The sequence below is a fragment of the Arthrobacter sp. UYCu512 genome (genome assembly GCF_040547075.1).
GTDB lineage: Bacteria > Actinomycetota > Actinomycetes > Actinomycetales > Micrococcaceae > Arthrobacter.
Genome location: NZ_JBEPPA010000007.1, coordinates 188,037 through 207,469 on the forward strand (window position 1 = coordinate 188,037; position 19,433 = coordinate 207,469).

At 68.9% G+C, this 19,433-nt stretch carries 20 protein-coding genes; 12 read left to right on the forward strand and 8 right to left on the reverse strand.

Features of this window, described 5'->3' with window-relative positions; all coding sequences use genetic code 11:
* Positions 1–6: 6 nt before the first annotated feature.
* Entirely contained in the window at positions 7–918 is a 912-nt protein-coding gene (locus ABIB49_RS09600; RefSeq protein ID WP_282358705.1) for an NUDIX hydrolase, read from the forward strand.
* Positions 919–1,177: 259 nt separating this feature from the next.
* On the opposite strand, the gene ABIB49_RS09605 is transcribed toward ABIB49_RS09600, so the two are convergent.
* Positions 1,178–1,855, reverse strand: coding sequence for a Crp/Fnr family transcriptional regulator (locus ABIB49_RS09605; protein WP_011693220.1), 678 nt, complete (start codon positions 1,853–1,855; stop codon positions 1,178–1,180).
* A gap of 203 nt (positions 1,856–2,058) precedes the next feature.
* On the opposite strand from ABIB49_RS09605, the gene ABIB49_RS09610 reads away from it, so the two are divergent.
* Positions 2,059–3,243: a MarP family serine protease gene (locus tag ABIB49_RS09610; RefSeq protein WP_282358687.1), complete on the forward strand. Its 1,185-nt coding sequence runs from the start codon at positions 2,059–2,061 to the stop codon at positions 3,241–3,243.
* A gap of 4 nt (positions 3,244–3,247) precedes the next feature.
* Here ABIB49_RS09610 and ABIB49_RS09615 read toward each other — a convergent pair whose 3' ends face one another.
* The 5 genes from ABIB49_RS09615 to acs all read right to left on the reverse strand — a co-directional run bounded on the left by ABIB49_RS09615 (position 3,248) and on the right by acs (position 8,630).
* Positions 3,248–4,303, reverse strand: a complete 1,056-nt coding sequence (locus tag ABIB49_RS09615; RefSeq protein ID WP_282358686.1) for a DUF2332 domain-containing protein — start codon at positions 4,301–4,303, stop codon at positions 3,248–3,250.
* 2 nt (positions 4,304–4,305) lie between these two features.
* Complete coding sequence (gene aroQ, locus ABIB49_RS09620; protein WP_354156995.1) at positions 4,306–4,779, reverse strand: type II 3-dehydroquinate dehydratase; 474 nt, start codon at positions 4,777–4,779, stop codon at positions 4,306–4,308.
* 119 nt (positions 4,780–4,898) lie between these two features.
* Complete coding sequence (locus ABIB49_RS09625) at positions 4,899–5,321, reverse strand: SRPBCC family protein (RefSeq protein ID WP_226775468.1); 423 nt, start codon at positions 5,319–5,321, stop codon at positions 4,899–4,901.
* Positions 5,318–6,556 (reverse strand): protoporphyrinogen/coproporphyrinogen oxidase, encoded by a 1,239-nt coding sequence (locus tag ABIB49_RS09630; RefSeq protein ID WP_354156996.1) that lies wholly within the window; start codon positions 6,554–6,556, stop codon positions 5,318–5,320. The genes ABIB49_RS09625 and ABIB49_RS09630 overlap by 4 nt, the downstream gene beginning before the upstream one ends.
* Before the next feature lie 43 nt (positions 6,557–6,599).
* Entirely contained in the window at positions 6,600–8,630 is a 2,031-nt protein-coding gene (gene acs, locus ABIB49_RS09635; protein ID WP_226775508.1) for an acetate--CoA ligase, read from the reverse strand.
* Between the two features lie 410 nt (positions 8,631–9,040).
* On the opposite strand from acs, the gene ABIB49_RS09640 reads away from it, so the two are divergent.
* The 3 genes from ABIB49_RS09640 (at position 9,041) to ABIB49_RS09650 (ending at position 11,948) form a co-directional block, all read left to right on the forward strand.
* Positions 9,041–10,363, forward strand: a complete 1,323-nt coding sequence (locus tag ABIB49_RS09640; protein ID WP_354156997.1) for a hypothetical protein — start codon at positions 9,041–9,043, stop codon at positions 10,361–10,363.
* A 74-nt stretch (positions 10,364–10,437) separates the two neighbouring features.
* Positions 10,438–11,253: an endonuclease III gene (nth, locus tag ABIB49_RS09645; protein ID WP_354157011.1), complete on the forward strand. Its 816-nt coding sequence runs from the start codon at positions 10,438–10,440 to the stop codon at positions 11,251–11,253.
* Positions 11,250–11,948, forward strand: coding sequence for an NUDIX hydrolase (locus tag ABIB49_RS09650; RefSeq protein WP_282358680.1), 699 nt, complete (start codon positions 11,250–11,252; stop codon positions 11,946–11,948). Before nth ends, ABIB49_RS09650 begins: the two co-directional genes overlap by 4 nt.
* On the opposite strand, the gene ABIB49_RS09655 is transcribed toward ABIB49_RS09650, so the two are convergent.
* Positions 11,939–12,169, reverse strand: a complete 231-nt coding sequence (locus ABIB49_RS09655; protein WP_253032009.1) for a YegP family protein — start codon at positions 12,167–12,169, stop codon at positions 11,939–11,941. The two genes, ABIB49_RS09650 and ABIB49_RS09655, sit on opposite strands and share 10 nt — an antisense overlap.
* Before the next feature lie 142 nt (positions 12,170–12,311).
* Positions 12,312–14,033, reverse strand: coding sequence for a bifunctional 3'-5' exonuclease/DNA polymerase (locus ABIB49_RS09660; protein WP_354157012.1), 1,722 nt, complete (start codon positions 14,031–14,033; stop codon positions 12,312–12,314).
* A 117-nt stretch (positions 14,034–14,150) separates the two neighbouring features.
* Between ABIB49_RS09660 and ssd the strand changes: the two genes are divergently transcribed.
* The 7 genes from ssd (at position 14,151) to ABIB49_RS09695 (ending at position 19,390) form a co-directional block, all read left to right on the forward strand.
* On the forward strand, positions 14,151–15,269 hold the full coding sequence (gene ssd / locus ABIB49_RS09665; RefSeq protein WP_354156998.1) for a septum site-determining protein Ssd: 1,119 nt from the start codon (positions 14,151–14,153) through the stop codon (positions 15,267–15,269).
* Positions 15,270–15,388: 119 nt separating this feature from the next.
* Positions 15,389–16,606 (forward strand): TadA family conjugal transfer-associated ATPase, encoded by a 1,218-nt coding sequence (locus tag ABIB49_RS09670; RefSeq protein WP_502913790.1) that lies wholly within the window; start codon positions 15,389–15,391, stop codon positions 16,604–16,606.
* A complete protein-coding gene (locus ABIB49_RS09675) occupies positions 16,603–17,430 on the forward strand; it encodes a type II secretion system F family protein (RefSeq protein WP_396021295.1) in 828 nt (275 codons plus the stop codon). The genes ABIB49_RS09670 and ABIB49_RS09675 overlap by 4 nt, the downstream gene beginning before the upstream one ends.
* A 53-nt stretch (positions 17,431–17,483) precedes the next feature.
* A complete protein-coding gene (locus ABIB49_RS09680) occupies positions 17,484–18,038 on the forward strand; it encodes a type II secretion system F family protein (protein ID WP_226775512.1) in 555 nt (184 codons plus the stop codon).
* Between the two features lie 160 nt (positions 18,039–18,198).
* Positions 18,199–18,492 carry a DUF4244 domain-containing protein gene (locus ABIB49_RS09685; protein WP_226775475.1) on the forward strand — a complete coding sequence of 98 codons (294 nt, stop codon included), beginning with the start codon at positions 18,199–18,201 and terminating at the stop codon, positions 18,490–18,492.
* Positions 18,493–18,596: 104 nt separating this feature from the next.
* A complete protein-coding gene (locus ABIB49_RS09690; protein ID WP_502913789.1) occupies positions 18,597–18,980 on the forward strand; it encodes a TadE family type IV pilus minor pilin in 384 nt (127 codons plus the stop codon).
* Positions 18,977–19,390, forward strand: coding sequence for an Rv3654c family TadE-like protein (locus tag ABIB49_RS09695; RefSeq protein ID WP_354156999.1), 414 nt, complete (start codon positions 18,977–18,979; stop codon positions 19,388–19,390). Before ABIB49_RS09690 ends, ABIB49_RS09695 begins: the two co-directional genes overlap by 4 nt.
* The last annotated feature ends 43 nt before the right edge of the window (positions 19,391–19,433 follow it).

A 19,433-nucleotide genomic window follows, 5' to 3' on the forward strand; every position in this document is an offset into this window, starting at 1 on the left:
GTTCCCTTGCCTCAGTTAGCCCGACGCCTCTTTGCCCTTCCCCCCGATCTTGAGGGGGCCGCCCGCAGCTGGATTGAACACGGCGAGCGGACCCCCCGTGCGCCGCGCTTTGCGTCCTCGGTGGTGCTGCTGCGTGATTCGCCCACCGGGCTGGAGACCTGGCTGGGTTACCGTCCCGGCTCGTCGCCGTTGGGTGTCCTCGCTTTCCCGGGCGGTTCGTTGGAGGCTTCCGACCACGACGCCGTCGGATGGCTTGGCCCCTCACCGCAGTATTGGGCAGACTTTATGGGGACAGCCGACGTCGGACTGGCGCGCCGCCACGTGGTGGGCGCCATCCGCGAACTGTTCGAGGAAACCGGCATCCTGCTGGCCGGGACCGACCTCTCCAGCACGGTGGAGGCGACGTCCACGGCAGAATGGATGCGGGCGCGCGTGGCGGTGGCGGAGCAGGAGAAATCCTTCACCGAGGTGCTCGCCAAACGGGGGCTCTCCGTGCGGACGGACCTGTTGAGGCCGCTGGTGAACTGGCTGAGTCCGGACTTCGCCCACCGCCGGTTCAACACCCGCTACTTTGCGGCCACTGTGCCGGTGAACCAGCAGCCGTCGTTGCTGGCGAGCAAGGGTGTCTGGGGCCGGTGGGTCTGCGTCCGGAAGGTCGTTGACGGACGGAACACCCCGGCACTCGGCGATGAGGTTGGGCAGGAGAACACAGCGGGGCGGACGCTCGGCCAGCTTCTGGTGCCCGGCTCGGAGATCATGCTGGAGAAGATGGCTGCCGCGAACGGCTGCATCGCGTACCTGAGCTACAAACGCAAGGCCCACGTCTACCAGCCGAAACTGATCGATGAAGACGGCCGGCTAATGCTCGAGGTCGAGGCGGCCAAAACCGTCGTCGGCGAACCCCAGCGCGAACGCTGACGCACCGCCCCACATCAACCCGGTGCTGCCACTGGACATGCTCAGCGGACACGCGGCCGGGCCACTGGACATGTCCTGCGCCAGCTCGGACCGTTGGGCATGGTGGTGTTGTGCGCAGTCTTGGCCGCCAGGGATGGGCATGTCCCGCGGGTGCGGCCGGGAATGGGCATCTCCCGCCGCGCAGATGGCCGTGCCCCCTTAACCGCCGAAGGCCGGCTCCGTTGTTACGGGCCGGCCTTCGGTGTGTTGCCAAACAGGCCTAACGGGAACGCTGGCGGAGGCGCTGCATGTCGAGGATCACAACGGCGCGGGCTTCCAGCCGCAGCCAGCCGCGCTGGACGAATTCCGCGAGGGCCTTGTTGACCGTTTCGCGGGACGCGCCGACCAGCTGCGCGAGCTCTTCCTGGGTGAGTTCGTGGGCCACCAGGACGCCGTCGGTCGCGGGGCGGCCAAAGCGGTCAGCGAGGTCCAGCAACGCCTTGGCGACGCGGCCCGGAACGTCAGAGAAGACCAGGTCGGAGAGGGAATCGTTAGTGCGGCGAAGGCGTCGGGCCAGGGCCTGCAGCAGCTGGGCCGAAACCTCCGGGCGGGTGCGAAGGAGGGCGTTGAGGCTCTCGTTTTTCAGCCCTGCCAGCCGCGTTTCCGAGACGGCCGTGGCTGTGGCGGTACGCGGGCTCGGATCGAACAGTGCCATTTCGCCGAAGAGCTCGCCCGGGCCGAGGATCGCGAGCAGTGACTCCCGGCCGTCCGGGGACGTGCGTCCGAGCTTAACCTTGCCGGAGACGATGAAGTAGAGCTGGTCGCCCTGGTCGCCTTCCCGGAATACCGAAGCTCCGCGTGAGAGGTCCACCTCGGTGAGTTCGTCCGTCAGCAGACGGAACGCCTCGTCGTCGAGCGTGGCGAAAAGGGGGGCGCGGCGCAATACCTCGATATCCATAAAATCTCCTGACTAGGTGTGTCGGCTGGGGCGCTTCCGCTATTCTTTCAGAATTTTGGCGCGTCTGTGACGTAGTTGGCACTGAGACGCGCCAAATATCCGGCCGGAGGAAACCCGGAGCCCGCCAAAGGTCCGACAGGTGGTCGGTAAACTGTCAGCCCCCACCGGTAGAATTGGGGCTTACCTGCCTGTAAGGAGCGTCGGTGTTCGGCTTGACCATCTTGGACCTCGTATTGATCCTGACGCTGCTGTCCTACCTGTTCCACGGCCTGCGCAGCGGTTTCCTCGTCACTGTCGGCGGCATCGCCGGATTTGCTGCGGGCGCCGTGGCGGCGTTTGTGTCTGTCCCGATCGTCAGCGGTCTGGTGGCGGACAGCGGCTGGCGCCTCACGGCGATCATCGCCACCGCGGTGCTGCTGATGGTCCTGGGCCACGGGCTGGGCACCGCAATCGGCCGCCGGATCCGCAGCATCGTGCGGATCAGCCCGCTGCGCTCCGTCGACCGGTTGGCCGGCGGCGGCGTTAATGTGGTGGTCGCCGCCCTTGTGATGTCGATGCTGGCCTTCAGCATCGGTGCGCTCGGTGTTCCCTTTGTTTCCCAGCCGCTGGCCGAGTCCAAGGTGATCCGCTTCATCGACGGCGTGACCCCCGTGCCGGTAAAGACTTCGATGGCCCAGCTCCGCTCCGCTGTGATCGGCGAGGGCATTCCGACTCTTTTCGAGGGAATAGGCCAAGGCCAGCCGGTAGCTGTCCCGGATGCCAGCACCGATACTCCGGCCCTGAACAACGCGGCGGCCTCCGTGCTGAAGATCACGGGGACTGCCTACCAGTGCGGACAAAACCAGACCGGAACGGGCTTTGTGGTCTCGCCCGGCCGGGTGGTGACGAATGCCCATGTGGTGGCCGGCGTACCGGAACCGGTCGTTGAGATCCCCGGCGGCGGAGCGTTGCCCGGCCGTGTGGTGTACTTCGACAGCCGGCACGACCTCGCCGTGGTGGCCGTGGACGGACTGCGGTCGGCCGTGCTGCCCCTCGGCGCTGAACTGCCCGCCGGCAGCCCGGCCGCGTTTGCCGGGTACCCCCACGGCGGTCCGTTCCAGTCCAAACCCGCCACCGTACAGGACATTACGACGGTGCTGGTCCCGGACATCTACGGCAACAACCCCGTACCGGAAGACGTCTACCGGCTCGCCGGGGATGTCCAGCCGGGCAACTCGGGAGGCCCGCTGCTGACCACCGACGGCCGGGTCGCCGGGGTGATTTTTGCCAAGGCCACGGGGGATACCTCGCTCGGTTACGCCATCACAATGTCCGATCTGGGACCGGTTGCCGCCCAAGCTCCAGGTCTCGGCAGTGCCGTCTCGCCGGGCCAGTGCATCCAGAAATAGTGCGCTAGAGCCAGTCGAGGCTTTGGCCGTGCGGTCCGGTGATCGCCACCGGTGCACCATTGTGCAGCAGCAGGAACCGGCCGCGGAGCCGGGCCTCGTCCATCTCCGGGACCACGCTGGAACCATCCGCCTGGACGATGACGGTGTGGCCCTCGTTGGAGAGCCAGTGGCAGCCGCGTTCGGCGGTGAGCCGGGACATGGTGGCCCGGAACCGGTCGCGGGATTCCGCATCAAGGTAGGCCATCACCGCGCTGTGGAAGACCACAAGTGTGGCGTCCGACGGCGCCCGCGCCGCGAGGGCGAGGAGCTGGTCGTTGAGGTCCCCGGAGACCAGGAGGGGCGGGGCGGAGCGCGCGATGGCGATCGCCCGGCGCAGGCGCTCACGGCGGAAGTCCTGCTCGGGCCAGATCAGCGCCTCCAGCCACGCGACGTCCCCGGGATTCCTGACGTCCAGGGGATTAAGGTCGATCCCCGCCCGCCACACGACTTGCGGCAGGTCCGCCGGAAGCGGCGCCGGCCCGGTGACGGTGCATCCCAGAACGGGGTAGCTACCGGGCGTGGCGCCCGCCGGGGACAGCCGCACGACGCTGGCGCCGGCGTCGAACGCGTAACCGTAGCGGTCCGGATAAAGTGCGAGCCCGGCTGAGGCGCCGACTTCGATCAGCGCGAGCGGGCGCCCGTTGCCGGACGCGGCGGCCTGCGCCAGGGAAGGGAGCAAAGTGGCGCAACGCCCGGCCTCATTGGTTTGGGTTGCGCGGCTGAGCACTGTCCGCGAAACGTCACCCCAGCGGGCGTCCAGGAATGCCCGGAATTCCGGGTAGGGGCTGATCCGGGCGCCGAGGAACCGGGCCGCGGCCAGCATCAGCAGCGGCTGGCGCTTGTTGTACGGCCACTGATCGATCCGCCGAATCAGCTCCGGGTCCGCAGCGATGCCCACAGACCATTCGGCGTAGCACTCGGAATTGCCGGGCGCGTCCACGGTGCCGAAGTGCCGGTACCACTCCCCGGTGGGGGACTCCGCAGGATCCGGTTCCCGGCCGGCGGTGCCGACGGCGGCCATGCTCAGTTCCGGCCGGCCCGCAGCCCGGCGAGGTACTCGACGGCGAACCGGTAGCCCAATATCCCGGCGCCGGCGATCACGGCTGCGCTGATGCCCGAGAGGTACGAGTGGTGCCGGAATTCCTCGCGTGCGTGGACGTTCGTGATGTGGACCTCGACGGCGGGCAGCTGCACGGCGGAGATGGCGTCCCGGATCGCCACGGAGGTGTGGGTGTAGGCGCCGGCGTTGATGACAATGCCGACTGCCTTGCCGCGGGCGGCGTGGATGGCATCCACGAGTGCACCCTCATGGTTGGACTGGAAGCACTCGACGACCAGGCCGTGCGCCGCGCCGGCGTCCTTGGCGAGCTGCTCGACGTCGGCCAGGGTTGCCGTGCCGTATTTCTCGGGCTCGCGGGTGCCGAGCAGGTTCAGGTTGGGCCCGTTAAGGACCAGGATGGTGCCGCGGCCGGCGCCGTCGGTGGTGGCTTCGCTCATGCCTGCCAATCTATCGCGTTGTACCGTGCAGAACGCTGATGTTGCCCGCGAAGTACCCAAACGCGGACAGTCCGGCGGCGCCCCGGGTCAGTGGGGTTGCGGGTCGGCGGCGCCCCGGGTCAGTGGGGTTGCGGGTCGGCGGCGCCCCGGGTCAGTGGGGTTGCGGCGAGCCGCTCTATCCGCCGCAGGGCCAGGGCGCAGACCGGGAGGTAGGCAGCTGCCCACCAGGGGACGGTGAAAGTGATGAGGGAGCCGCCGTCCTGCGGGATGACCCGGTGCCCGGTGGCCGGAATCCCCGCAACGGACCACGACCAGGACCGTCCGGCCTCAAAAGCTGTCACGGTGTACGGCAGCGCCGGACCCAGGACGGTTCGAACCTTTCCGCGGCTGCCGAGCCCAAGTGCCGTGGAAGCTGACCCGGCCGGGGCAGGCTCGACGGCTCTGACTGACGGTCCCCACTCCGGCCACTGCCTGATGTCCGTGAGCAGCGACCACACCACGTCCGGTGACGCTGCGACCCGGCGCGATACGGCCAACGTCACCTAGGCCGTCCGAGGACCGATAACGCGGCGCGGCGGCCGCTGACGAGCGCGCCGTTGATGGATGCCGCGTCCCGGTAGTCACCGCAGATGATCGGCCCGGCCAGGTCTTCCACCGGCCCCGGGGACCGCAGCGGCGGTGGTTGCAGCGGCAGGGCGCGGGGGACCTCGTGCCTTGCCACGAGCTCCCAGCCGGCCGTGGCGGAGCCGAAAATCTCGCCGGCATGGCGGCGGACGTCGTCGTCAGCCGGAACCGGGCGGCCCGGGCCGAACAGTGCTGATGTCTGGATCAGATGCCGACCGGCGGGTGCGTAGCTCGGCGCCGAGTTTGAAATGACGGCCGCGTTGACCAGCGGGCCGCCGGGGTTGCCGCGGCCGTCAACGCATAGCATGTTCACGTCGCTGGGTGCCGAGTCGGCGGCAAACCAGTGCGTGAGCACACCTTTCATGGTTGGCGCAGGGCTCCCCGCCAACCTGGCGGCGTCCACAGGATCGGTGGCAAGAACAACGTGGCGGGCCCGGATGGCCGAATCCGCGGCGGTGACCAGGGTTCCTTTCCCGTCCGGCGTGATCGACTCCACCCGGGTCGAGGTCCGTACCGGGACGCTCAGGGCGGCTGCCAACTGCCGCGGGAGCGCTTGCATACCGTCCCGCGGCAGTCCCGGCACCCCCGCAGCAAAGACCCGCAACAGTTCCAGGGCAAAGTCGTTGGAGGTGCTGCCCTCGTCCTCCAGCAGCACGCCGGCAAGGAATTTGTCCACCACCGTGCGCAGGCCGCCGGAGCATCCGGCCCGGTCCAGGGCTTCCCGCAGCGCAACATCCTTGCCCCGCCGCCGGGGACCGGAAAATGCCGGCGCCGCCCACCGCAGCAGTCCCGCGACGGAGCGGGGGCCAAGGAGGCCGCTGCGCAGGGTCTGGAGGAGCAGGCGGGGCTCGCGCACCGGGTGGGCCAGGACCGACAATGAGTCCTGCCGGCGGACGCGGATGCCGGCACCGAAGGCCTGAAGGCCCAGCGCCTCGACATCGACCCAGCGCCGGACCGCCGGGTAGGCGGGATTCAGTACCTGAAAGCCACGGTCAACGAGGAACCCGTCGATCCGGTCCGTCCGGATTCTGCCGCCGACGTCATCGGCGGCTTCCCAGACCAGTACCCCGCGCCCGGCGGCTTCCAATTCGCGGGCGCACTGCAACCCGGCGAGGCCGGCGCCCACCACCAACACATCACACGAATCCGTCATCGCTGCACGTTCCGGCACCGCGCAGCCCCCGCCGGAGGCTTGCTCACTTTCTTAGTGACTGCGCGATCTGGGCCATCACGGTGTTGTCAGCCAGGGTGGTGGCGTCGCCGACTTCGCGGCCTTCCGCGACGTCCTTGAGCAGGCGGCGCATGATCTTCCCGGATCGGGTCTTGGGCAGTTCCGGTACCACCAGGATGGTCTTGGGTTTGGCGATTGGCCCGATCTCCTTGCTGACGTGGTTCCGGAGTTCCTGCACTATCGCGTCCCCGGTGTCCACGGCGTCGCCGCGCAGGATCACGAAAGCGACGACCGACTGGCCGGTGGTCTCGTCCGCTGCACCCACGACGGCGGCCTCCGCCACCGCAGGGTGGCTGACCAGCGCCGATTCGATCTCGGCGGTGGAGAGGCGGTGGCCGGAAATGTTCATCACGTCATCGACCCGGCCCAGCAGCCAGATGTCGCCGTCCTCGTCTTTCTTGGCCCCGTCGCCGGCGAAGTACATCGTCTCAAAACGCGACCAGTACGTTTCCTTGAAGCGCTCCGGGTCGCCCCAGATGCCGCGCAGCATGGCCGGCCACGGCTCGCGGATCACGAGGTAGCCGCCGGAGCCGTTGGGCACGGACTCGCCGGCCTCGTCCACGACGTCCACGGCGATGCCGGGCAGCGGGACCTGGGCGGAGCCGGGCTTGGTCGCTGTCACCCCCGGCAGCGGTGCGATCATCTGCGCGCCGGTTTCGGTCTGCCACCAGGTGTCCACGATCGGCGCCGGGTTTTCCTTGCGCTCACCGTTCTTGCCGGCGTTGGCACCGATGACCTCGCGGTACCACATCCACGCTTCGGGGTTGATGGGTTCACCGACGGAGCCCAGGACGCGGATCGAGGACAGGTCCGACTTGGCCGGGATCTCCTTGCCCCACTTCATGAAGGTCCGGATGGCGGTGGGGGCGGTGTAAAGGATGGAGACCTTGTACTTCTCCACGATCTCCCACCAGCGGCCCTGGTGCGGGGAGTCCGGGGTGCCTTCGTAGATGACCTGGGTGGCGCCGTTAATGAGCGGGGCGTAGGCGACGTAGGAGTGCCCGGTGATCCAGCCGACGTCGGCGGTGCACCAGTACACGTCGGTGTCGGGTTTGAGGTCGAAGACGGCTTTGTGGGTGTAGGCTCCCTGGGCGAGGTAGCCGCCGGTGGTGTGCAGGATGCCCTTGGGCTTGCCGGTGGTGCCAGAGGTGTAAAGGATAAACAGCGGGTGCTCGGAATCGTGCCCGACGGCGGTGTGCTCGGCGGAGGCTGTCCCGACCGTGTCGTCCCACCAGTGGTCCCGGCCCTCATGCCAATCGACGTCCTGGCCGTTGCGCTTGACGACTATGACGTTTTGCACCGTGTGGCCGTCGCCGGATCCTTCGTGGGAGAGGGCTTCGTCGACGGCGGGTTTGAGGGCGCTGGGCTTGCCGCGGCGGTAGGTGCCGTCCGCTGTGACGACCAGTTTGGCTTCGGCGTCGTCAATCCTGGACCGGAGCGCCTCAGCGGAGAAGCCGCCGAACACCACCGAGTGGATGGCACCGATCCGGGCACAGGCCAGCAGCGTAATGACGGCCTCGGGAATCATCGGCAGGTACACCGCGACGCGGTCACCCTTGGCGACGCCGAGGGATTCGAAGGCGTTGGCGGCCTTCTTGACCTCCTCGGTGAGCTGGGCGTAGGTGTAGGTGCGGGTATCGCCGGGTTCGCCTTCGAAGTAGATCGCTACCCGGTCGCCGTGGCCGTTTTCAACGTGACGGTCCAGCGCGTTATAGGCCGCGTTGATCTCGCCGCCGACGAACCACTTGGCGAACGGCGGTGTGCTCCAGTCCAGGGCCTGGGTGAAGTCCTTGGACCAGGTCAGCAGCTCGCGGGCCTGCTTCGCCCAGAACGCGGGCCGGTCGGCGTCGGCCTCGGCGTAGTCAGCGGCGGTCACCACGGCATGCGCGGCAAATTCGGCGGAGGGGGCGAACTTACGGTTCTCCTGGGACAGGTTTTCGAAGGCATCGCCTTGCGGTACTTGCGTCGTCGTGGAGCCGGGGGTCTGCTGGGACATGGTGAACCTCATCATTCATCGATCCTTGCTGCGCGGCTCCGCCGTTCCGCCGCACTGCCGGGCCGCATACACGACGTCGGGTGGCGGCTGGTCACGGACGTGCCGCAGAGAGCTGTTCCGAAATACACCCTAACGCCTGCGCCGCTCCGGACGTGTGCCGCGTCACACGCTGAACCGTGAGCGGTGTTTGTTAAGCGCCGAATGGCGGGGAAGGCGACCGTTGGGACGGGGCTTCCGAGCCCGGTTCCGAAGCCCCGTCCGCGGCTCGTCAGCTAGTGATCGGCCGGACACTTGACTAGGCTGAGATGAAGTTGTGACATCCGATGGAGGCGACGGGACCGCTTGCGGTCCGTGCTCGGCCTGCCGTTAGGCGGCGCTGTCCAGGGCGCCGCCACGCTAAGGAGAACCGAATGAACGAGCAAACAAACAGCCAGCAAAAGCCGCCCGCCCAAGGCCAGGGCAACGGTGGCGGTGACCGCTCCGGCGGCTACGGCGAAGCACCCCGATTCACCGTGGACAAGGCAAACGGGAAAGTGGCGGGCAAGAAAAACGCGGCGGTCCTCGGACCGTTCACAGTCCGTGATCTCACTGTTTTCGGCTCGACACTGGTTCTCTTTGTTGCCTCCCTGATCCCCATGTTTGCGGACCGCTACAACCTGTGGAACCTTGGCAGCCTGTTTTTCCTGGGGCTCGGAATCCTGCTGCCGGTGACTGTTGCCGCCCTGTTCGCGGCGCGCCGGCTCAGCCCGGAGTCGAAGATCCGGATCGGCTCCCTTTCGGTCGACCAGTTCGGTTCCGTGGTGGCATCTTTTGCTGTCGCGTTCTTCTTCCTCGCCGTCGCTGGCGACTACGTCCCCACCATGCTGCTGGCCCTCGTGGGCGCCCTCGGGCTTTTCGTGGCCACAGTGCTGGGCCGGCTGCTTCCGGTCTTGGCCGGAGATTTCCTGGGCCGGGCAGAAGTGCCAGCCCACGTAGTGGCCCGCGAGTCAGCGGTCCCCTTCCGCAAGCCCCGGGCACCCAAGGAGCCCATGGCCCCCGGGCAAGCCACGGATGAGACGACGCCAAAAGCCAGCGGCGCCGGCGCTGTTGCCGGCTGGGCGAAGCGGATGACCTCCGGCGGGCAGTCTGCCGCCCCTGAGCCGGCCGCGGCGCCGGCCTCGGCTCAGGAGGCACCCGTGCAGTCTGCGATGAACGCCCCGCATGCCGGTTCCCCGGCAACCCAGGTCGCTGCTGTCGTGGCGGCGGCACCGTCGGCCACGGCGCAGACCCAAGCCCCCGGCGCTGTGCCCCCGGCCGCAACTTCCGCCGCCGCCGGGGCCCAGGCCCCGGAAGCGCAAGCCGCGGACGCGCAGACCAGCGCGCAGACCAGCGCGCCGGCCAGCGCGCCGGCCGCGGCTGAGGAAACCCGTCCCGCGGAGGTCCCCGCAGCATCCAGCGCCAGCATGCCCACCACAGTGAACCCGCAGGTGCGCCAGGCGGAGCCAATCGGAGCCACAGTCGACCCGGACAGCCGCCCCGAGGCCTACGGAGACCAGCCTGTCCATGAAGCATTCTGGTTTGCCGTTGCCCAGCCGCGTACTGCAGTGGACGAGCACAGCGGCGCAGCAGCTTTTGTGATTGAACCAGGCGGCTGGGTCCTCGCCCTGGAGGACCGGGGCGACGAATTCCTGGTCCAGCACACCGACGGCCGGGTCGGTCTGCTCCGCGACCTGAGCAACATCGAACGCGGTTAGCCAGCCCCGTGGCCACTGAGCCCAGCAACCGTTACGCCGGCGGCGTCGTGCCGGGCAACGGTGCCCCCGCCAAGATCTCCCGTACCACCAGCGCACGCCCGCGCGCGGCGGGGGAATCGCTGCTGGCGTTGAAGCGCCGCGCCCGGCGGATCAACAAGGCGCTGGCCGAACAGTACCCCTACGCCCACGCCGAACTCGACTTCCGCAATCCGTTTGAACTGGTCGTGGCCACGGTGCTGTCCGCTCAGACCACGGATGTCACGGTCAACCAGATCACGCCCCTGTTGTTCGCCCGTTACCCGGACGCGCGGAGCCTGGCAGAGGCGGACCCGGCCGAGCTGGAGGCCATCGTCAAACCCACCGGGTTCTTCCGTGCGAAGTCCCGGAACCTGATGGCGCTGGCCACCCGGCTCGTGGATGAGTACGACGGTGTGGTGCCCGGCCGGCTCGCGGACCTGGTGACGCTCCCCGGCGTCGGGCGGAAGACCGCGAACGTGGTGCTGGGTAACGCCTTTGGTATCCCGGGGATCACCGTGGACACGCACTTTGGCCGTCTCGCCAGGCGTTTCGGCTGGACCGAGTCCGATGACCCGGTACGGATCGAGTCCGATGTTGCGGAATTGTTCGAGCCCCGCGACTGGACGATGCTCTCGCACCGGGTCGTGTTCCACGGCCGGCGGGTGTGCCATTCCCGAAAACCGGCGTGCGGCGCCTGTGCTGCCGCGAACTGGTGTCCCAGCTATGGCATGGGGGAAACCGACCCCGAGAAAGCCCGGAAGCTGCTGAAGTACGAGCTGGCCCCTGGCCAGGAGGAGCTGCTCGCCAAGCTCCTGGCCGAGACGCACCGCGCCGCGGAAATCCGGATGGAATCCCAGAGGAAACCGCTGTGACCGCCCGCCAGGACCTGATTGATCTGGTGGCCGCTGTGGCGGCAGGGACGGCGCTGCCGCCCGATCCGCGCTGGCAGGAACTCGTTGTCGGCCCCGGCGATCGGGTACGCCGCGCGGCCGTGCTGATGCTTTTTGGCTCGCTGGACGAAGTCCCGGCCACCTCGGTCAAACTCCTGGCCCCGGCGGATCTGGATGTGCTCCTGCTGCAGCGTGCCCAGACCCTGGATGACCATCCGGGGCAGGTCGCTTTCCCCGGCGGCGGTATTGACCCCGGCGAGTCCGTCACCGCGGCCGCACTGCGGGAAGCCGAGGAAGAAACAGGACTGGATCCGGCCGGCGTCGAAGTCCTCGGCGTGATGCCCGAACTTGCCCTTCCCCGCGGTAATTTCCTGGTGACGCCGGTCTTGGGCTGGTGGGCTTCCCAGTCGCCAGTTCGGGTGGTGGACTACGGCGAGTCCGCCCAGGTATTCCGGGTTCCGGTCAGGGACCTGCTGGATCCGGACAACCGCGTGATGGCCACCGTGTCCCGGGCCGGGCAAACCTTCCAGAGTCCTGCCTTCACAGTCAACGATGTTGTGGTTTGGGGCTTCACCGGAATGATCCTCAACCAGCTCTTCGATCAGCTGGGGTGGGCGGTCCCCTGGGACAGCGACAGCCTGCTCAGCGTCGATGCGTGGAGCAGGCTTTACGGCTGAGGCAGTTCTTCCGCTTCGGTCGCCGGGCCGCGCCTGCTGGCCCGGGACCTGTCGACGATCAGCCCGGTCGCGGCGTTCTCCCGCACAGCGGTGATGCCCGCGGCGGCGCTCTTGACGGTGTTGAACAGCGGTGACACAGCGACCACCGTTCCGTCCGGGGCCGTCAGCTTGAAGAAATACTTCTTCCCGCTCGCCTCGGCGATCTCAAAAATTCCAGCCAAGGTGGCGCCTCCCCAAAAATATGCTCCATCGCACGGCCGGCGGATTGTCCGATCGGTTACCGGCCTCCTCCGAGGGTAGCCGCGTCCCCGAGTGCCCCACAACGCTACCGGCGGGTACTTTACGCAGGGTGACCCGGGCGGACTATTTGGCGTTGTCGTACGAGTCCACAACCGCGACGCTCACCGGGAATTCGACGGGTATCCGGCCGAAGAGCAGTTCCTTGGCGGTGTTCGCAGCCTCTTCGATAGCGCGGATGCAGTCGGCTACCGCGGCATCGGGGCAGTGGACCATCACCTCGTCGTGCAAAAAGAAGACCAGTTCCCCGGCGGGGCCACCGTCCGCGCGCATGGCGCGGAGCCGGCGTCGCAGTTCTGCCAGCCAGCAGGCAGCCCAGTCCGCCGCGGAGCCCTGCACGACAAAATTGCGGGTGAACCTTCCGCGTGAGCGGGCGATCGATTCGGCCCGGCGCTGCTCCTCGGCGCTGGTCGAATGCTGGCTTTGCCGCCAGCGCTCAGAGGGTGGCGGGCTGCTGCGGCCCAGACGGGAGGTGACAGTCCTGCCGGCTTCACCTTCGCGGGCGGCCTGCTCCACAAAGCCGACGGCCCGCGGATAGGTGCGGGTCAGCTGCGGCATCAGGCGCCCGGACTCACCGGTAGTGGCCCCGTAGATTGCGCCAAGCAACGCCACTTTGGCTTTGGCGCGGTCGCCGCCGAAACCCTGCGCAGCGATGCCGGCATACAGGTCCTTATCGCGCGCGGCCTCGGCCATCCTGGCATCCTGTGCCAGCGCAACGAGCACCCTGGGTTCAAGCTGGGAGGCGTCGGCGACGATCAGTTTGCACCCGGGATCGGCATGGACGGCTCCCCGGATCTGGCGCGGAATCTGCAGCGCGCCGCCGCCGCGCGAAGCCCATCGGCCGGAGACCACCGCGCCTACGACGTACTCCGGCTGGAACCGGCCGTTCTTGACCCAGGCATCCAGCCAAGTCCAGCCGTTGGCGGCGTGCAGGCGGGAGAGTTTCTTGAACGCCAGCAGCGGCTCGATCGCCGGGTGCGTCAATTCCTGCAGTTCCCACTGCCTGGTGGTCTTCACCTCGATGCCGTTCCGGTGCAGCGCCCGCATAAGTTCCTGCGGGGAATCCGGATTGAGCGACGGGGAATTCAGCAGCAGCCGCAACTCTACGGCGAGCGACTCCAGCTTGGCCGGGCGGTGGCCCAGCGGGGGCCGGGGGCCGAGATAGTCCGCCAGGATTTGCTCGTGCAGTTCCGCACGCCACGGCACTCCGGTGTGCTGCATTTCCGCCGCGATCAAGGCGCCGGCGGACTCGGCGGCGAGCAACAGCTGGAGGCGCTGCTTGCGGTGGTCGGCGGGGCGTTCAACGCCGGTCCCGCCTAATTGGGCCAGCGCGTGCTGCTGGGCAGCGTATTCGGCGCGGAGTTCCTCGAGGCTATGGCGCGGCTTATTATGCACGCCGGGGTCATCGAACAAGGCACCTTGGTCGGCTGGCGGGGGCGGCGGCTGGAGCGCCCGCGGCAGCTCCAGCTCATCGTCCTGGGTCAACTTTTCGGCGTTCTGCGCATACCCGGTGTGGGCGGTGAACTCCGAATGCGCCAGGATCGCACCGCACAACGCGAGGTCGTAGCAACGTTCCAGTTCGACGCCGGCCGCCAGCAGAACGGGGTACCAGTTCTGTGTACGGTGCCAGATCCAGCGTGGCCGCCGCTGTTCCAGTTCACGCACGACGCCGGCCAAGCCGGCTGCGCTGACGACCCGCGGTTCGGGTTTGTCCGGGTGCGGGGCACCGTCCGCGGTGAGTTCCTGGAGGGCTGCGCCGTCAGCGTGGGCGGCAAGCAGCAGGTACATAGTCACAATTCTGCCCTGCCGGGCGCAGTCCCGTGTTCACTGAGCCGCAGAGCCCGGTTGTCCACATAGCCGCCGGCGCGGGTTACTGCGGCTCCGGGGGACCGGAAGAGTAGCCGCATGAGCAGGCACCAGCGATCACGTTCCGGTCCCGGGACCCAAGCCGGCGCGGCGGGGCCCGGGCGGTGGCTGCCCCGCGAGTCGTCGGAGACTGTGCTGGTCACCGGGTCCGAGGTGCTGCGCGGTGAGGTGGAGCGCGTTGTGGCGGCGTCCGGCGGCCAGTTGCGGACGGTGCCGGACATCAGGGCGGCGGCGCCCTTTTGGGACACGGCTGCGGTGGTGCTGCTCGGCAGCGACGTTCGGGAGTTGCCGCCGCGCGGACGGTCCCCGGCGGTGCTGGTTGGCCTCAGCGAGGATGGCGACAGCCTGTGGCAGCTCGCCGCCGCGCTCGGCGTCGATCGGGTCGCCGTGCTGCCCGATGCGGCGGCCTGGCTCGCTGAGTACCTGAGCCGGTCCCGCACCCCGGACCCGGGCGGGCTCGTCCTCGGGATCGTCGGGGGCTGTGGCGGCGGCGGCGCCAGCACCGCAGCGGTGTGGCTGGCGCATGCAGCGGCCCGGCAGGGTATCCGTGTCCTGCTCGTGGACGGCGACCCCTGGGGCGGCGGCCTGGAGCTTGCGCTCTCCGCCGAGGAAACACCGGGCCTGCGCTGGCCGGATCTGGCCGATGCCAGTGGCACGATCGATCCCAGACAGCTCGCCGATTCACTGCCCCAGGCGGGCGGATTTCACTTCCTTTCCTGGCCTGGGAACAGGGAAGGCCACAGCGGGGTGGCCCAGGCCGTGGCGGCGGGCGTGCTGGACGGGGCCCGGCGCGGCTTCGAGCTCGTTGTGGTCGACGTCGGCCGGGGTGCCGAGACGCTGCGGATGTTCGCCTGGGACTGCGACCGGCTGATTGTGGTCCTGCCGGCGCTGCTGCGGGCGGCCGTGGCGACGGCCCGGCTCCTGCAGGAACTTCCCGCAGTCGAGACGTCGCTGGTGGTGCGGGGAAGACCCGGGGCCTGCCTGGACGCGGAACTGATTGCAGAGTCCGTCGCGTTGCCCCTGGCCGGGATCATGCCGGACGTCAGAAACGCCACGGCCGCCACGGAGCTCGGGCGGCTGCTGGACATCGGGCGGCAGCGAAACGTTCGAAGGTTTGCCGGCGCGGTCCTGGACTTCGGCACTGGAGGGGCCGGGTGAGTGCCCACTCGGCGGCCGGGCCGCCGGACGTAACGGTCGGCTTTGGCGCCCCGAACTCCCGGCCCGCGGCCCGTGCCATTGTTGATGCCCGGCTGTTGGAGTCCGTGCGCGAAACGGTAATGTCCGACGCCGGCCCGGTGACCCCGTCGCGCGTGGCGGCCGCCGTGCAGGCGAGCGGGCGACTGCTGGGGACCGCCGGTGCGCTGGCGGCGGTCGAGGGGATCAGCGCGGAACTCAATGGCCTCGGGCCCCTGCAGGTGCTGGTCCGGGACCCGGCCGTGACAGATATCTTCGTCAACGGTCCTGGCTCCGTTTGGCTGGACCGAGGCGGCGGACTGGAAAGGGCGCCGGTCGCGTTCTCCAGCGAGGGACAGGTCCGGGCCCTCGCGGCGCGGCTGGTATCGGTGGGCGGGCGACGTCTGGACGAGGGTTCACCGTGCGTGGACGTCAGGCTCGACGGCGGCTTCAGGGTTCATGCCGTCCTGCCGCCGATTTCCACGACGGGGACACTGCTGAGCATCAGGATCAGGCGCGAGCAGGTCTTCTCGATGGCTGAACTGCGGCAGAACGGGATGTTCGGGTCATTGGTGCAGACCGTGCTCGAATGTATGGTGAAACGCCGCCTGAGCTTCCTGATCAGCGGCGCCACGGGCTCCGGGAAGACAACGCTCCTAGCCACCCTCCTGGGCCTGTGTCCCCCGGGCGAGCGGCTGGTCCTGATTGAGGACGCCGCAGAGCTCAACCCGCTCCACCCGCACGTCGTGTCGCTGGAGGCACGCCACGGCAACCTTGAAGGCGGCGGCGGCGTGGATTTGGGCGAGCTCGTTCGGCAGTCACTGCGGATGCGACCGGACCGCTTGGTGGTGGGGGAGTGCCGGGGAGCCGAGGTGCGTGAATTGCTGGCTGCGATGAACACCGGCCACACCGGCGGCGGAGGAACAATTCACGCGAACACCGCGGCCGGCGTTCCCGCGAGGTTGACTGCGTTGGGGGCGCTCGCCGGGATGTCCCAGGAGGCAGTGCGTCTGCAGGCAGCCAGCGCGATCGATGCCGTCATCCATCTGGAACGGCTGGGCCACGGGCGCAGCGTGGCCTGCATCGCGGTGATGGAAGACGGACCGGGCGGCTTGGTGGTCGGCTCCGCGCTGGAGATTTTCGCCGGACGGCCCAGGCCTGGGCCGGGCTGGCCGCTGCTGTTGCTGCGCCTCGGATTGGATGCCGACGCAATCGAAACCGGCGGCTTTGACACCGGCAGCTTGGCAGGGCTGAATTCGGCGGGATCTGTCGGGACGGCCGAAAGCGTACTGGGCACCGGCACGGGCAGGGGGCGGGAGTGACAGCCGTCTTGGCTGGCGTGCTGGCCGCCGCGGTGTACCTGGCGGTTTCGGCGCGTCGAGCGCCGCGTCGACGTATTCGTGCCGCGTTGGCCGGGTCACAGGTTGCTCGCGCCGGCTCCGAAGCGGCCCCCAGCGCAGGACCCCGCTGGCGGCGCCGGTACGAGCCGACAACGCCGATGACTCTACTCGTCCAGCAACTGGCGGCGTTGTTGAAGGGTGGACGTCCTCCCTCGCGGTTGTGGGAAGAGCTCTGGCTTCTGCTGGTGGGCGAAGCCGACGTATCCTCGGCCGGTGCCAGAACGCCGGTCCGGCCGTCCGGGCTGGCGCCAGGATCCGTGCGGATGCTGGCCGCAGCCCGCGCCGCGGCGATGCGGGGAGCTCCAGTCGGGGCAGCAATCCGCTCAGCCGTTGCGGCCACCTCCGCGGGTACCGGCGACGGGAGGACGTGGCGAGGACGTAACGGCCAGAGCGTACGCGAGCGACGCGTCTGGTTTCAGCTGGCAGCGTGCCTTGACGCGGCCGAAGCCACAGGCTCCCCGCTGGCTGACGTGCTAACGCGTTTCGCCGCCCAGCTTGAAGCTGAAAACGACGCCGGTGCCGCCCGCCAGACGGCGTTGGCCGGGCCGCGCGCGACGGTGCGGTTGCTGACGTGGCTTCCGTTTCTCGGCCTTTGCTTAGGCTCGCTGCTGGGAGCGGATCCCGTCGGGGTGCTGCTGGGAACCCCGTTGGGCGCGGCGGTCCTCGCGACCGGGCTGACCCTCACCGCGGCCGGACGGATCTGGTCGGCGCGGCTGGTCCGTGCGGCTGAACGGCTGCGGCCGTGACAGTCGGCGCGCCCAGTCTTGCAGTGGTGGCATTTCTGGCCGCTGCTGCCGTTATGGTCCATGCCAACCGAAGCCTGCCCAGGCGGAGACTCCAGCGCCAGATGAAGCACGCGTCCGATGCCCGGAACCCGGGCCGCCCCCAAGACGGCACCGAAAAACCCGCGGAATCAGCCGGGCAGGGACTCGACGACGTGGCCATGATGCTGGAACTGATCGGCGCGATGCTCGAAGCGGGCGCCGGTCTCGGCCGCGCACTGGCGCTGCTGGCCGGATTGGCAACGCCGGAAATTCGTGATCCACTGCGCCCGGTCGTCGCCGCGCTCGCGATCGGCGCCGATTGGGATACGGCCTGGCGCAGTTCGGAGCTCCTGTCACCGGGACTTCTGGCCGTGCGTGATGCGCTGGGATTCGCCGCGCTCACCGGCGCCCCGTCCTCCGCCATCCTCTATGCCCAGGCCGCACGCATGCGGCGCGAACAGTTCCGAGCCGCAGAAAAACGGGCCGCCGCACTCGGGGTGAAGCTTGTTGTGCCGCTCGGGCTGTGTTCGCTGCCGGCCTTCATCTGCCTTGGCGTCATCCCGGTGCTGCTGTCGATGCTCCCAGGCTGACCCGGCGCCGGACCTCGGGGCATGCTTTAGCCTTCCTCCACTGCCCGCACCCGGTTGAGGTTTTCCACTTGGCGGGATGAGCCCCTTCCGCCTCCGCGTCCGGCCCGGAAGAGTCGAAGAACAACCGGCGGTCCCGCCGGAGCCAAGGAAAGGAAAGCTCATGTTACTTGAACACACTGCGTCCGCCGGCACCCGCAAAGCGCAGCAAATCAAGCGTGAATCGGAGGGCGCCGAGATCCACGAGATCTATCCGGGCGCCAGTATTGCTGCCCCGCGCCGGGCGCGGAGGCTGCGGAAGCTGTTCGGCTCCGAGGCGGGGATGGCAACGGCAGAATATGCGATTGCTACGCTCGCCGCCGTGGGGTTTGCCGGCATTCTCGTGTTTATTATGCGCAGTGACGAGGTGCGGGGTTTTCTGTTGAACCTCATCCGCACGGCGCTCGCCCTGCCATGAGCCGCCCGTGGCCGGCGGCGCGGATGACTCGGGCTGTGATGCCCGCACCTCCGGCCGGACACACACGCTGGACGGCGGCGGATGGCGTCACGTGCCGCGGTGCGGTGACTGCGGAATTCGCGGTGGCGCTACCCGCCGTAGTGCTCCTGCTGGCCCTCCTGCTGGCCGGTTCAGCGGCGGGTGTGACCCAACTGCGGCTGGAGGAAGCGGCCCGGGCCGGTGCCCGGGCGCTGGCCCGGGGTGAGGACGCCGCCAGCGTCGACGTGATCGTCCGCCGGCTCGCGGGCGCCTCAGCTGCGTCAGCGGTGGCGTCCGACGGCGAATGGCTCAGCGTCACGGTCTCCGGCAAGGTTCCGGGCGCCGTTGGCGCGCTGCTGCCGTGGACCCTCACGGCCCGCGCCTGGACCCGGGGTGAAACGTCCGCGCCGGCAGCTGCAGCCCAGGAGCCACGGCGGTGGATTCTTCCGCTGGAGAGTGTGGCAGTATGAACCGCGCGGACAGCCGGGGGATGCCGCCGGGCGGTCACCAGCCGGCCGTGCGGGACCCGGCGGGGGCCGGGCACAACGAGCGTGGTGCAGGCACAGTGCTGGCACTAGGACTGGGACTGCTGGTCATTCTCGCCGCCATCTCGCTCCTGTTGCTCGCACAGTCCGCAACGATGGGATCCAGGGCGGCTACTGCCGCCGATCTTGCGGCCCTCGCCGCCGAGGATACTGCCCGGGGCATTTCTCCGGGCGAACCCTGTGCCGTCGCCGCGGAAGTCGCACACCGCAATGGGGCCCGGGTCCTTAGCTGCGTGCAAGGCGGCGGGAACACGGTCCAGGTCCGCACCGAACTCGAGGTTCGTCTGCCGCTGGGTGTGGCCACCGGACTCGCCCGGGCGGGGCCACCCCCGTGAGCCGGGACCAGCCCCGTGAGCCGGGGCCACCCCCGTGAGCCGG